The sequence below is a fragment of the Burkholderia sp. BCC0506 genome (genome assembly GCF_902833145.1).
Classification (GTDB): domain Bacteria; phylum Pseudomonadota; class Gammaproteobacteria; order Burkholderiales; family Burkholderiaceae; genus Burkholderia.
In genome coordinates this window covers 881,738-894,278 of record NZ_CADFEN010000001.1, presented here as the reverse complement: position 1 = coordinate 894,278, position 12,541 = coordinate 881,738, and the positions used below count along the sequence as shown (strand labels likewise).

At 68.4% G+C, this 12,541-nt stretch carries 10 protein-coding genes and 1 pseudogene; 8 read left to right on the top strand and 3 right to left on the bottom strand.

The genetic code is table 11. The annotated features are described in order from the left end of the window. The first annotated feature begins 231 nt into the window (after positions 1-231). The 6 genes from HWX62_RS03885 (at position 232) to HWX62_RS03860 (ending at position 9,086) form a co-directional block, all read left to right on the top strand. Positions 232-1,866, top strand: a complete 1,635-nt coding sequence (locus tag HWX62_RS03885; protein WP_175929771.1) for an AMP-binding protein — start codon at positions 232-234, stop codon at positions 1,864-1,866. After that, positions 1,866-3,032 carry an AraC family transcriptional regulator gene (locus HWX62_RS03880; RefSeq protein ID WP_175929772.1) on the top strand — a complete coding sequence of 389 codons (1,167 nt, stop codon included), beginning with the start codon at positions 1,866-1,868 and terminating at the stop codon, positions 3,030-3,032. The genes HWX62_RS03885 and HWX62_RS03880 overlap by 1 nt, the downstream gene beginning before the upstream one ends. 418 nt (positions 3,033-3,450) lie before the next feature. Continuing rightward, on the top strand, positions 3,451-5,241 hold the full coding sequence (locus HWX62_RS03875) for an acyl-CoA dehydrogenase (RefSeq protein ID WP_175929773.1): 1,791 nt from the start codon (positions 3,451-3,453) through the stop codon (positions 5,239-5,241). A gap of 36 nt (positions 5,242-5,277) precedes the next feature. Further along, a complete protein-coding gene (locus HWX62_RS03870; RefSeq protein ID WP_175929774.1) occupies positions 5,278-6,951 on the top strand; it encodes an electron transfer flavoprotein-ubiquinone oxidoreductase in 1,674 nt (557 codons plus the stop codon). A 48-nt stretch (positions 6,952-6,999) separates the two neighbouring features. Next, the gene (gene bktB, locus HWX62_RS03865; protein ID WP_175929775.1) at positions 7,000-8,193 is read left to right on the top strand and encodes a beta-ketothiolase BktB; all 1,194 of its coding nucleotides are present in this window, start codon (positions 7,000-7,002) and stop codon (positions 8,191-8,193) included. Positions 8,194-8,231: 38 nt separating this feature from the next. Beyond that, positions 8,232-9,086 carry a 3-hydroxybutyryl-CoA dehydrogenase gene (locus HWX62_RS03860; RefSeq protein ID WP_175929776.1) on the top strand — a complete coding sequence of 285 codons (855 nt, stop codon included), beginning with the start codon at positions 8,232-8,234 and terminating at the stop codon, positions 9,084-9,086. A gap of 288 nt (positions 9,087-9,374) precedes the next feature. On the opposite strand, the gene HWX62_RS03855 is transcribed toward HWX62_RS03860, so the two are convergent. Beyond that, positions 9,375-10,175 (bottom strand): helix-turn-helix transcriptional regulator, encoded by an 801-nt coding sequence (locus tag HWX62_RS03855; protein WP_175929777.1) that lies wholly within the window; start codon positions 10,173-10,175, stop codon positions 9,375-9,377. 72 nt (positions 10,176-10,247) lie between these two features. Here HWX62_RS03855 and HWX62_RS03850 point away from each other — a divergent pair. Together HWX62_RS03850 and HWX62_RS03845 are read left to right on the top strand one after the other, a co-directional pair. After that, positions 10,248-10,412 (top strand): annotated as a pseudogene (locus tag HWX62_RS03850) (EamA family transporter); the annotation flags it as partial. A 53-nt stretch (positions 10,413-10,465) separates the two neighbouring features. Further along, positions 10,466-11,443 carry an ATP-binding protein gene (locus HWX62_RS03845; protein WP_244135945.1) on the top strand — a complete coding sequence of 326 codons (978 nt, stop codon included), beginning with the start codon at positions 10,466-10,468 and terminating at the stop codon, positions 11,441-11,443. On the opposite strand, the gene HWX62_RS03840 is transcribed toward HWX62_RS03845, so the two are convergent. Both HWX62_RS03840 and deoC read right to left on the bottom strand, forming a co-directional pair. Continuing rightward, the gene (locus HWX62_RS03840; protein WP_244135944.1) at positions 11,377-11,820 is read right to left on the bottom strand and encodes a hypothetical protein; all 444 of its coding nucleotides are present in this window, start codon (positions 11,818-11,820) and stop codon (positions 11,377-11,379) included. The genes HWX62_RS03845 and HWX62_RS03840 overlap by 67 nt on opposite strands. Continuing rightward, on the bottom strand, positions 11,798-12,478 hold the full coding sequence (deoC, locus tag HWX62_RS03835) for a deoxyribose-phosphate aldolase (RefSeq protein ID WP_175929778.1): 681 nt from the start codon (positions 12,476-12,478) through the stop codon (positions 11,798-11,800). Before deoC ends, HWX62_RS03840 begins: the two co-directional genes overlap by 23 nt. Positions 12,479-12,541: the final 63 nt, after the last annotated feature.

Here is a 12,541-nt window from a genome sequence, read left to right as displayed (position 1 = left end):
ACCCTGATGCACGGACGAAGCGGGGCCGGCGGACGGGGTTCGCCGTGTGACGTCGCGCAGGCGCAGGCGTCCGTGTGTCCGTTTCGATCATGTTTTCGGCCGCCCGGATCATTTGCAAAGCGCATCGCGCGGGCGATAGTCGGCGATCAGGTGGCGGCCCGCGCCCTTCGGCGTGCAGGCCGCCGTGCGAACGGCACGCAGGCTGGCGTGCCGTCCCCAGAGGAGTGAGACATGACGAAGAGACACTGGATCGGGTCGTACGGCTCGATCCCCGCCGAGATCGACCCCGATCGCCATCCTTCCGTCAGCGCGCTGCTGGACGATGCGATGCACCGCTTCGCCGATCGTCCGGCGTTCCATGCGTTCGGCCGCACGCTCACCTATGCCGACGTCGAGCGCCTGTCGACCGCGCTGGCCGCCTATCTGCAGCAGGTCGTCGGCGTGCGCAAGGGCGATCGCGTGGCCGTGATGCTGCCCAACGTGCTCGCGTTTCCGGTCGTGTTCGTCGCCGTCGCGAAGATCGGCGCGGTCCAGGTCAACGTGAATCCGTTCTACACGGCGCGCGAGCTCGAGCACCAGCTCGACGACGCGGGTGTCGAGGTGGCCGTGGTGTGCGGCGGGTCGATGGGCACGTTCGCGGACGTGGTCGGCCGTACGCGCGTGCGCACCGTGCTGAGCGTGGGGCGCGAGGATCTCGGCGTCGTCGACGCGCCGGCCGGCGCGTGCGACGCGCTGCCGCCCGGTTCGACCGCGCTCGCGCAAGCCATCGCCGCCGGCGCGTCGCTCGCGTGCGAGCCGGTCGCGCTGAGCAGCGCGGACTTGCTGCTGCTGCAATACACGGGCGGCACGACGGGCCTGTCGAAGGGCGCGGCGCTGTCGCATCGCAACCTCGTCGCGAACATCGCGCAGTTCGCGGCGATCGTGCCGGATGCGCGCCAGCCGGGCGAAGAGGTCGTCGTGACGGCGATCCCGCTGTATCACATCTTCGCGCTGACGGTGAACTTCCTGTCCTATTTCGCGATCGGCGCGCAGAACTGGCTCGTCGCGAACCCGCGCGACATGGACGGGTTCGTCGACGTGCTGAAGGCCGCGCGGCCCACGGTGTTCGTCGGCGTGAACACGTTGTACGCGGGGCTCGCCGGCCATCCGCGGCTGAAGGAGGTCGACTGGTCGCGGCTGAAGCTGTCGGCGGGCGGCGGCGCGGCGGTGATCGACGTGATCTCGTCGCGCTGGAAGGCGGTGACGGGCAATTTCATTCGCGAAGGCTACGGACTGTCGGAAACGTCGCCGGTCGTGTCGTTCAACCCGCAGTCGATCGACCGGTTCACGGGCACCACGGGCCTGCCGCTGCCGTCGACCGACGTGAAGCTGCTCGACGAGCAGGATCGCGAGGTGGCGATCGGCGAAGCGGGCGAGATCTGCGTGAAGGGGCCGCAGGTGATGAGCGGCTACTGGCAGAAGCCGGACGCGAACGCGGCCGCGTTCACCGCGGACGGCTATTTCCGCACCGGCGACGTCGGCGTGTTCGACGCGGCCGGCTTCCTGCGGATCGTCGACCGCAAGAAGGACATGATCATCGTGTCGGGCTTCAACGTGTACCCGAACGAGGTGGAAGCGGTCGCGACCGCGCTGCCGGGTGTCGCCGAATGCGCGTGCATCGGCGTGCCGGACCCGCGCACGGGCGAGGCCGTCAAGCTGTTCGTGGTGCTTGCGCCGGACGCCGACGTGACGGAGGAGCAACTGGTCGCGCATTGCCGTGCGAGCCTGGCGGCATACAAGGTGCCGAAGCAGGTTCGCTTCGTCGACCGGCTGCCGAAGTCGACGGTCGGCAAGATCCTGCGCCGGGAACTCAGCCGCGCCGACTGATGGCAGCCGCGCGCCGCGTGGCCGCGGCCGTCGCGGCCCGGCCCGGTGCGCCGACAACCGCGACGGTCGCGCGCGCGCCGCTCAAGTACAATGCGCTCGGTTCGATCGACGGGGACGCGATGACCGGCTCAGATTCCCTTTCCGCCCGGCCCGGGCGTGCGCTGCCGTCGCCGAGCGCGACGGTGCCGATCTCGCTCGTCAACGGCTTTCTCGCGAGCGCGGGCGTGCAGCGCGACGTGGTCGAGCGCTACCTGCGCGGCGCCGGCATTCCGATCGAGCTGCTCGGCGAGCCGCACGCGCGCGTGACGGAGGAGCAGTTCTCGACGCTGTACCGCACGCTCGCGATCGACCTCGACGACGAGATGCCCGGCATCTTCTCGCGCCCGCTGCGCGGCGGCACGCTGAAATACCTGTGCCTGAGCCTGCTCGACGCGCGCAACCTCGAAACGGCGCTGCATCGTTTCGGGCAATTCTTCCATATCCTGCTCGACGACTTCTTCGTCGAATCGAAGCGCGACGAGCTCGTCGCGCAGGTGCTGCTGCGTCCGAACGACGCCATCGGCCCGATCGGCGCGCTCGGTCAGGAGCTGATGCTCAAGCTCGTGCACGGCGTGTGCTCCTGGCTGATCGGGCAGAAGATTCCGCTGTTGCAGATCGAGTTCGCGTGCCCGCGCCCGCGGCACGCGGTCGACCACCTGTACTTCTTCACCGGCGCCGTGCGGTTCGACTGCGAGCGCACGCTGATGCGCTTCAGCGCCGATTACCTCGACGCGCCGATCCGGCAGAGCAAGCGCAACCTGCGCAAGTTCCTCGCGCGCGCACCCGGCGACTGGATCTTCGAATCGTTCAGCGAACAACTCGTGTGCCATCGCGTGCGGCAGTACCTGTCGGCGGCGCTGCCGGACCTGCCCGCGATCGACCAGGCGGCCGAGCACCTGCATTGTTCGGTGCGCACGCTGAGCCGGCACCTGGCCGCCGAAGGGACGACGTTCCAGGTGCTGAAGGACGAGCTGCGGCGCGATATCGCGATCCAGCGGCTGACCGATACGCCCGACACGATCGCGGCGATCGGCGCCGATATCGGCTTCGACGATCCGAGCGCGTTTCATCGCGCGTTCCGGCACTGGACCGGGAGTACGCCGGGGACGTATCGGCGCCGGACGTGACGTGAGGCGCGGGGCCGGAGTATCGCGGATTCGCGGGTTCGCGGATCGAATCCCATAACCGGCTTCCTTTGCGGTTTTCACGGCCGCTATTTCAGAGGACACTCCCATAACTGGCTCCTTTTGCGACGCTGAGCCGGGTCGGCGCGCGGGCGCCCGATCGTTTTTTTGGCGCGCGATATCGCGATTATCGATACGGACGAACCGGGCGCCGACGCCCGTCCGACGGGCCTCTCCGCCGGGTGCGCGGGGCGCCGGCGGTGCGCGTCGTGGCCGATTTTGTCACCATGTGGGCCGGATATGACAATGAAAATCCGCCCCCCCGGCGTTAGGATGGCTCATCACGTCGCCCGGTTCTGGCCGGTTTTGCCGTATCGGACCCCGTGGCGCCCCTATTCACCGCCTGATTGGAACATCGACCATGAGCTATAACGCCCCCGTCAAGGACATGCTGTTCGTGCTGAAGGAACTCGCGGGCATCGACGCCGTTGCGCAGTTGCCGGGCTTCGAGGATGCGGGTTACGACACGGCGCAGGCCGTGCTCGACGAATCCGCGAAATTCTGCGGCGAGGTGCTGGCGCCGCTGAACGTCGAGGGCGACCGCAACCCGAGCAGCTGGAAGGACGGCGTCGTGACCGCGACGCCGGGCTTCGGCGAGGCGTTCCGCCAGTTCGTCGAAGGCGGCTGGCAGGGGCTGCAGCATCCGGCCGAATACGACGGCCAGGGGCTGCCGAAGCTGATCGCGACGCCGTGCATCGAGATGCTGAACGCGTCGAACCTGTCGTTCGCGCTGTGCCCGCTGCTGACCGACGGCGCGATCGAGGCGCTGCTGACGGCCGGCACCGACGAGCAGAAGCAGCGCTACGTGCCGAAGCTGATCTCGGGCGAATGGACCGGCACGATGAACCTGACCGAGCCGCAGGCCGGCTCCGACCTCGCGCTGGTGCGCTCGCGCGCGGAGCCGCAGGGCGACGGCACGTACAAGGTGTTCGGCACGAAGATCTTCATCACGTGGGGCGAGCACGACATGGCGGACAACATCGTCCACCTGGTGCTCGCGCGCACGCCGAACGCGCCGGAAGGCGTGAAGGGCATCTCGCTGTTCATCGTGCCGAAGTTCATGGTCAACGACGACGGTTCGCTCGGCGCGCGCAACGACGTGCACTGCGTATCGATCGAGCACAAGCTCGGGATCAAGGCGAGCCCGACGGCGGTGCTGCAATACGGCGATCACGGCGGCGCGATCGGCTATCTCGTGGGCGAGGAAAACCGCGGCCTCGAATACATGTTCATCATGATGAACGCGGCGCGCTTCGGGGTCGGGATGCAGGGCATCGGCGTGGCCGACCGTGCGTACCAGAAGGCCGCCGCGTTCGCGAAGGAGCGCGTGCAGAGCCGCCCCGTCGACGGATCGGCGAAGCAGTCGGTCACCATCATCCATCACCCGGACGTGCGCCGGATGCTGGGCACGATGCGTGCGCTCACCGAAGGCGCGCGCGCACTCGCGTACGTGGCCGCCGCGCACAGCGACATCGCCCACCGCCATGCGGACGACGCGACGCGCGCACGTCATCAGGCGATTTACGAATATCTGGTGCCGGTGGTGAAGGGCTGGAGCACGGAGATGGTGAACGACGTGGCGAGCCTCGGCGTACAGGTGCACGGCGGGATGGGCTTCATCGAGGAAACCGGCGCCGCGCAGTACTACCGCGATGCGCGGATTCTGGCGATCTACGAAGGCACGACCGCGATCCAGGCGAACGACCTCGTGGGCCGCAAGACGCTGCGCGACGGCGGCGCGGTCGCGAAGGCGCTGATCGCGGAGATCGGCGACACGGTCGCGGCGCTCGGCAAGATCGACGGCGCGGCGGCCGCGTCGATGAAGGCACAGCTGGAGAAGGGTGCACGCGCGTTGTCGACGGTGGTCGACTACGTGCTCGCGAACGCGAAGCAGGACCCGAACGCGGTGTTCGCGGGCAGCGTGCCGTATCTGAAGCTGGCGGGCGTGGTGCTGTGCGGATGGCAGATGGCCCGCGCACTGGTGGCCGCGCACGCGAACCGCGCGAGCGACACGGCGTTCTTCGACGCGAAGATCGCGATCGCGCAATGCTATGCGGAGCACGTGCTGGTGCAGGCGGGCGCGCTCGAAGCGTCGATCGTCGGCGCGAAAGGCAACGAGAGCGTGCTCGCGTTGACGGAAGACCAGTTCTGACCGGCTGACGGTCGGGACACAGCAGGAGACAGGATTTTGACCACACAGGACTTGCTCGCGCAGTACGGCCCGCGCGAATCGATGGAATACGACGTCGTGATCGTCGGCGGCGGCCCCGCCGGGCTGTCGGCGGCGATCCGGCTCAAGCAGCTGGCCGCCGAGAAAGGCACCGAAATCGGCGTGTGCGTGCTCGAGAAGGGCTCCGAGATCGGCGCGCACATCCTGTCGGGCGCGGTGATGGACCCGCGCGCGATCACCGAGCTGTTTCCCGACTGGAAGGAACAGGGCGCGCCTTTGAACGTCGAGGTGACGGAAGACCGCTTCCTGTTCCTGTCCGAGAAAAGCGCGGTCACCACGCCCAACTGGGCGCTGCCCGACAACTTCAAGAACCACGGCAACTACGTGATCTCGCTGGGCAACGTCACGCGCTGGCTGGGCCAGCAGGCGGAAGCGTTGGGCGTCGAGATCTTCCCCGGCTTCCCCGCTGCGGAGATCCTCTACAACGACGACGGTTCGGTAAAGGGCGTCGCCACCGGCAACATGGGCGTGGGCAAGGACGGCGAGCCGACCGAGAACTTCCAGCTCGGCATGGAGCTGCACGCGAAGTACACGCTGTTCGCCGAAGGTTGTCGCGGCCATCTCGGCCGCCAGCTGATTTCGAAGTTCAAGCTCGACGCGAACGCCGATCCGCAGGCGTACGGGATCGGCATCAAGGAGCTGTGGGAAATCGACCCCGCGAAGCACAAGCCGGGCCTCGTGATCCACACGGCCGGCTGGCCGCTGAAGTCCGATACGTACGGCGGCTCGTTCCTGTATCACATGGACAACAACCAGGTCGTGGTCGGTTTCGTGGTGGGCCTCGGCTACACGAACCCGTACCTGTCGCCGTTCGAGGAATTCCAGCGCTACAAGACGCATCCGTCGATCCGCGCGTTCCTCGAAGGCGGCAAGCGCGTGTCGTACGGCGCACGCGCGATCACGGCAGGCGGCCTGCTGTCGCTGCCGAAGACGGTGTTCCCGGGCGGCGCGCTGATCGGCGACGACGCAGGCTTCCTGAACGCATCGCGGATCAAGGGCAGCCACGCGGCGATCAAGACGGGCATGCTCGCGGCCGACGCGGCCTTCGACGCGGTGCAGGCCGGCCGTCGGTCGGACGAACTCAACGCGTACCCGGACGCATTCAAGCAATCGTGGCTGTACACGGAGCTGTACCGCGCGCGCAACTTCAAGCAGTGGATGGCCAAGGGCCTGTACCTCGGCACGCTGATGGTCGGGCTCGAGCAGAAGGTGATGGGCGGCAACGTGCCGTGGACGCTGCATCACCAGCATGCGGACCACGAGATGCTGAAGCCGGCGTCGCAATGCACGCCGATCGAGTATCCGAAGCCGGACGGCAAGCTGACGTTCGACCGGCTGTCGTCGGTGTTCATCTCGAACACGAACCACGAGGAGAACCAGCCGGCGCACCTGACGCTGAAGGACGCGAGCGTGCCGGTGAACGTGAACCTGCGCACGTACGCGGGGCCGGAGGCACGCTTCTGCCCGGCGGCGGTGTACGAGTTCGTGAAGAACGACGACGGCGGCGATCGCCTCGTGATCAACGCGCAGAACTGCGTGCACTGCAAGACCTGCGACATCAAGGACCCGACGCAGAACATCGTGTGGGTCACGCCTGAAGGCGGCGGCGGGCCGAACTACCCGAACATGTAACGCAACGCATCCCCGCACCCGCGGGCGCGAACGAACCGGAGTGAGACGATGAGCAATGCAGCGAAGGAAGTCGTGGTGGTGAGCGGTGTCCGTACCGCGATCGGTGATTTCGGCGGCAGCCTGAAGGATTTTTCGCCGACCGACCTCGGCGCGAAGGTGGTCGCCGAAGTGCTGTCGCGCGCGAACGTGCCGGGCGATGCGGTTGGCCATGTCGTGTTCGGCCACGTCGTGAACACCGAGCCGAAGGACATGTATCTCGCGCGCGTCGCGGCGATCAACGGCGGCGTCGCGCAGCACACGCCGGCGCTGACCGTGAACCGCCTGTGCGGCTCCGGCCTGCAGGCGATCGTGTCGGCCGCGCAGACGATCATGCTCGGCGATGCCGACGTTGCGATCGGCGGCGGCTCGGAGAGCATGAGCCGCGCGCCGTACACGGTGCCGGCCGCGCGCTTCGGCCAGCGCATGGGCGACGCGAAGCTCGTCGACATGATGCTCGGCGCGCTGCACGATCCGTTCCAGACGATCCACATGGGCGTGACGGCCGAGAACGTCGCGAAGAAATACGACATCTCGCGCGAAGCGCAGGATGCGCTGGCGCTCGAATCGCATCGTCGCGCGGCGCGCGCGATCGCGGAAGGGCGCTTCAAGGACCAGATCCTGCCGATCTCGATCCGCACGAAGAAGGGCGAAAGCGCGTTCGACACCGACGAGCACGTGCGCCACGACGCGAGCGCGGACGATTTCACGAAGCTCAAGCCGGTGTTCGTGAAGGAGAACGGCACCGTGACGGCCGGCAACGCATCGGGCATCAACGATGCGGCCGCCGCCGTGCTGATGATGAGCGCGGACGCCGCGCGCGCGCAGGGCGTGAAGCCGCTCGCCCGGCTCGTCGCGTATGCGCACGCAGGCGTCGATCCGGCATACATGGGCATCGGCCCGGTGCCGGCCACGCAGAAGGCGCTCGAACGTGCGGGCCTCAAGATCACGGATCTCGACGTGATCGAGGCCAACGAGGCGTTCGCCGCGCAGGCCTGCGCGGTCACGCAGGAACTCGGCCTCGATCCGGCCAAGGTCAACCCGAACGGCTCGGGCATCTCGCTCGGTCACCCGATCGGTGCAACCGGCGCGCTGATCACGGTGAAGGCGCTGTACGAGCTCAAGCGCATCGGCGGGCGTTACGCGCTCGTGACGATGTGCATCGGCGGCGGCCAGGGGATTGCGGCGATCTTCGAGAACATCTGATAATCGACCGCTCCGCATCCGAATACACAGGAATCGTCATGGCCATCGAAACCGTCGGCGTCGTGGGCGCCGGAACCATGGGTAACGGCATTGCGCAAACCGCCGCCGTTGCAGGACTGAACGTCGTGATGATCGACGTCAGCGACGCCGCGCTCGACAAGGGCCTCGCGACGCTGAAGGGCAGCCTCGAGCGGCTCGTGTCGAAGGACAAGCTCGACGCGGCCGCTCGCGATGCGGCGCTCGCGCGCATCACGACATCGACCGACTACGCGAAGCTTGCCGCTGTCGACATCGTGATCGAAGCCGCCACCGAGAACGTCGAGCTGAAGGGCCGCATCCTGAAGCAGATCGAGGCCGTCGCGCGCCCGGACGCGATCATCGCGACCAACACGTCGTCGATCTCGATCACCGCGCTCGCGGCGCCGCTCGCCGATCCGTCGCGCTTCCTCGGCATGCACTTTTTCAACCCGGTGCCGCTGATGCCGCTCGTCGAGATCATCCGCGGGCTGCAGACGAGCGACGCGACCGCGTCGGCCGTGCGCGCGCTGACCGAGCGCTTCGACAAGTCGCCGATCGGCGTGCGCAATTCGCCGGGCTTCGTCGTGAACCGGATCCTGGTGCCGATGATCAACGAGGCGTTCTTCGTGCTGGCCGAAGGCATCGCATCGGCCGAGGAGATCGACGCGGGGATGAAGCTCGGCGCGAACCATCCGATCGGGCCGCTCGCGCTGGCCGACCTCGTGGGCCTCGACGTGTGCCTCGCGGTGATGGACGTGTTCCTGAAAGACTTCGGCGATCCGAAGTATCGCGCGTGTCCGCTGCTGCGCGAGATGGTGTCGGCCGGGCGGCTCGGGCGCAAGACCGGGCGCGGCGTGTACGACTACAGCAAGTAAGCGCGCCATCCACGGTGCTTCGCGCGGCCGCCTTCGGGCGGCCGCGTGCTTTGCGCGGTGCGCGAGCCGTTCGTCGATGCGGACGACATCGCCGACGTCGCCGTGGCTGCGCTCACCGATGCGCCTGCCGTGGCCGACCCGGCCACGATGCAAGACGCGGTGCCGTCGCCGCGCTACCTGCTCGACTGGACGAAGTGGAATCCCATACCCGCGGAGGCATCGGCAGCCGCATACGCATGCTTCATCGCGGGAATCGCGGCGCGGTGGCGCTGCCGTCGCGCATCGCCGTTATGCATAAAACGCCGACGGCGACATCCCGAAGTGCCGCTTGAACATCGCGGAGAACGCGCTCTGGCTGCTGTAGCCGTGATCCATCGCGACGGTCAGCACTTTCTCGCCGTGCGCCAGGCGCTTGAGCGCGAGCAGCAGCCGCGCCTGTTCGCGCCAGCGGCGGAAGCCGAGCCCCGTCTCGCGCCGGAACGCACGATGCAGCGTGCGGACCGACAGGCCGAGCAGGTCGGCCCATTCGGCGATCGTGCGCGGGTCGTCGGGCGTGGCGACCAGCGTGTCGCAGATCGTTCGCAGGCGCGCGTCGTGCGGCCACGGCAGGTACAGCGGCAACAGCGGCGCGACGGTCACTTCGGCGAGCAGCAGCCGCATCAGGTGATCGTGGCGCGAGCCCGCCGCGTAATCGAGCGGCACGTCGACCGCGGCGAGGATCAGCTCGCGCAGCAGCGGATGCACTTCGACGACGCAACTGCGCGCGGGCAGGTGCTCGACCGCGCCCGGTTCGACGAACACGGTACGCATCTGCACGGTGCCGCTCATCTGCACCGTATGGTCGAGGCCGGCTTCGAGCCATACGCCGCGCGTCGGTGGGACGACCCAGGACGCGCCTTCGGATTCCACGTGCATCACGCCCTCGATCGCATAGAGCAGTTGCGCGTGGCGATGGCGGTGCGACGGGATCGACGTGCCGTGTGCATACGTTGCCGCCATCGCCGCCACGGGCATCGGCGTCGATTCGTAGCGCACGTGCGCAAAGGGCGGGGCGGACTGGCGTGTCCGATTGGCGACAAGTCGTGACATTTTGGCGTGAGACAGGCAGTGGGCGGACGGGCACGATGGCGTTCCGGTTCACGCCAGGCTCCCTGTCACGATATTAATCCGTCGAACACGATGAACAAGTCTCCTTTTCTGCTCCCCCTCTGCGCGATCGCGCCGTGGGCCGATAACGTCGTCGTGTCGAAACCGTTCGCGCCGACGATCGCCCCGTCGGCCATCACGTTCTACCGGTTGCGGCTCGCCGTCGCGCTGATGCGCGTCGCGATCGCGCAGCGCTTTCCGTTTCAGGCCGGCGCATCGCAAGGCGCCCGCCCATGAGCGCCCATCGCGACCTCCAGGACCTGATGGCCGCGCTGCCGGACGGGCGGGCGCCCGGAGCCGCGCCGGCGCTCGCGCGCCAGCTCGAACGGATTGCGACCGCGCTCGAGGCGCTCGCGGGCACCGGCCAGCCGGCGCCCGTCGATTTCGATGCGGCCATCGCGTTTCGCCGGCGCGGTTTCGGTGGCGGCCGTCAAGCGGCGCCGCTCGAACCGATCGCCATGCCGGCGCTGGTCGCGTTCGACGCGCTGCGCAACGTCGGCCGCCAGGCGGCGATCGTCGAGCGGAACACGCGGCAGTTCGTGCACGGGTTCGCGGCCAATCACGTGTTGCTGACCGGTGCGCGCGGCACCGGCAAGTCGTCGATCGTGAAGGCGTGCCTGCATGCGTTCGCGCCGCACGGCTTGCGGCTGATCGAGGTCAGCAAGGAAGGGCTGAACGATCTGCCCGCGATCGTCGAGCGGGTGCGCGCGCGGCCCGAGCGCTATATCGTGTTTTGCGACGACCTGTCGTTCGAGGCCGGCGAGACCGGCTACAAGGGGCTCAAGACGGTGCTCGACGGCTCGGTCGCGAGCGACCTGTCGAACGTGCTGGTGTACGCGACGTCGAATCGCCGCCACTTGATGCCCGAGCAGGCGAGCGACAACGCGAACGTGACGCGCGCGGAGAACGGCGAGCTGCACCCGGGCGACGCGGTCGAGGAGCGGATTTCGCTGTCCGAGCGCTTCGGGATCTGGGTCACGTTCTACGGCTTCACGCAGGACGAGTACCTGGCCGTCGTCGAGAGCCGTCTCGGCGCGGCCGGTTTCGACGATGCGCAGATTCGCGCGGCGCGCGAGCCCGCGTTGCAGTGGGCGCTCGAACGGGGCGCGCGCTCGGGCCGCATCGCGGTGCAGTTCGCGCGCGATTACGCGGGGCGGCTCGCCGACGAAAGCGGCGTGGGAGAGGGCGCACCCGTGTGCCGGACCGGCTGAACGGCGCGCTGCAGCAGCCGCTCGGACGGGACGCGGAATGCGACGCCCGGCACGACGAAGCACAGCGGTTCGCCGGTCGCGCCGATGCGGGCGAGGAAGTCGCCGCCGGCGGGCCCGACCGTCTTCAGCGGCCGCACCGCATCGACGTCGATCGGCAGGTCGATCGACGCGTATGCGAGACGGTCGCAGTCCTCGACATGGGCGACGGCCGCGTGCCGCAGCGACAGGGCGGCGACCGCCGCACGCCAGTCGTCGAAGAACGGCGCGATGGCGGCGGGCCGCGTCCGGTCGTGCGACGCTTCGGCCGTGCAGCGGAAGTCGGGCGCGCTGCCGCCGCTGCCGGCCGTTCGCGCGTCAGTACCCCGATCCGCCGCCATCCTGATCCGTGACGATCGCCACCCCCGAGCTCGTGCCGAGCCGCGTCGCGCCCGCTTCGAGCATCGCGAGCGCGGCCGCGCGATCGCGCACGCCGCCCGACGCCTTCACGCCGAGCGCCGGCCCGACCGTGCGGCGCATCAGCGCGACGTCCGAGAGCGTCGCGCCGCCGTGGCCGAAGCCGGTCGACGTCTTCACGAACGCGACGCCGAGATCGCGGCACATCTCGCACACGCGCACCTTCTCGTCGTCGGTCAGCAGCCCCGTTTCGAGGATCACCTTGAGCGGCACCGTGCCGCAGGCGCGATGCACGGCGTCGATGTCGGCCTTCACGTCGTCGGCGCGGCCGCTCTTCAGCGCGCCGATGTTGATCACCATGTCGATCTCGCCGGCACCCGCCGCGATCGCGGCGGTGGCTTCGAATGCCTTCGCGGCGGACAGCCCCGCGCCGAGCGGAAAGCCGACCACGGCGCAGACGAGCACGCCGGTTTCAGCCAGCTCGCGCGCGGCGAGCGGCACGTTCGCCGAATTCACGCAGACCGAGTAAAAGCGATGCTCGGCCGCCTGGCGGCAGAGTTCGCGGATCTGCGCGTCGCTCGCGTCGGGCGCGAGCAGCGTGTGATCGATGGTTTGGGCGAGTTGGGCGTTGGAAAGCGGCATGTGTCGGGACTCCACGGATCGTGTGCGGAAAGGGCACACGGAAAGTTGATGTTTTCACATCGG

Coding starts and splice junctions, on each gene's coding strand:
- HWX62_RS03880 (WP_175929772.1), top strand. CDS start 1,866: ATGGCAGCCGCGCGCCGCGTGGCCGCGGCCGTCGCGGCCCGGCCCGGT.
- HWX62_RS03875 (WP_175929773.1), top strand. CDS start 3,451: ATGAGCTATAACGCCCCCGTCAAGGACATGCTGTTCGTGCTGAAGGAA.
- deoC (WP_175929778.1), bottom strand. CDS start 12,478: ATGCCGCTTTCCAACGCCCAACTCGCCCAAACCATCGATCACACGCTG.
- HWX62_RS03855 (WP_175929777.1), bottom strand. CDS start 10,175: ATGTCACGACTTGTCGCCAATCGGACACGCCAGTCCGCCCCGCCCTTT.
- HWX62_RS03885 (WP_175929771.1), top strand. CDS start 232: ATGACGAAGAGACACTGGATCGGGTCGTACGGCTCGATCCCCGCCGAG.
- HWX62_RS03845 (WP_244135945.1), top strand. CDS start 10,466: ATGAGCGCCCATCGCGACCTCCAGGACCTGATGGCCGCGCTGCCGGAC.
- HWX62_RS03840 (WP_244135944.1), bottom strand. CDS start 11,820: ATGGCGGCGGATCGGGGTACTGACGCGCGAACGGCCGGCAGCGGCGGC.
- bktB (WP_175929775.1), top strand. CDS start 7,000: ATGAGCAATGCAGCGAAGGAAGTCGTGGTGGTGAGCGGTGTCCGTACC.
- HWX62_RS03860 (WP_175929776.1), top strand. CDS start 8,232: ATGGCCATCGAAACCGTCGGCGTCGTGGGCGCCGGAACCATGGGTAAC.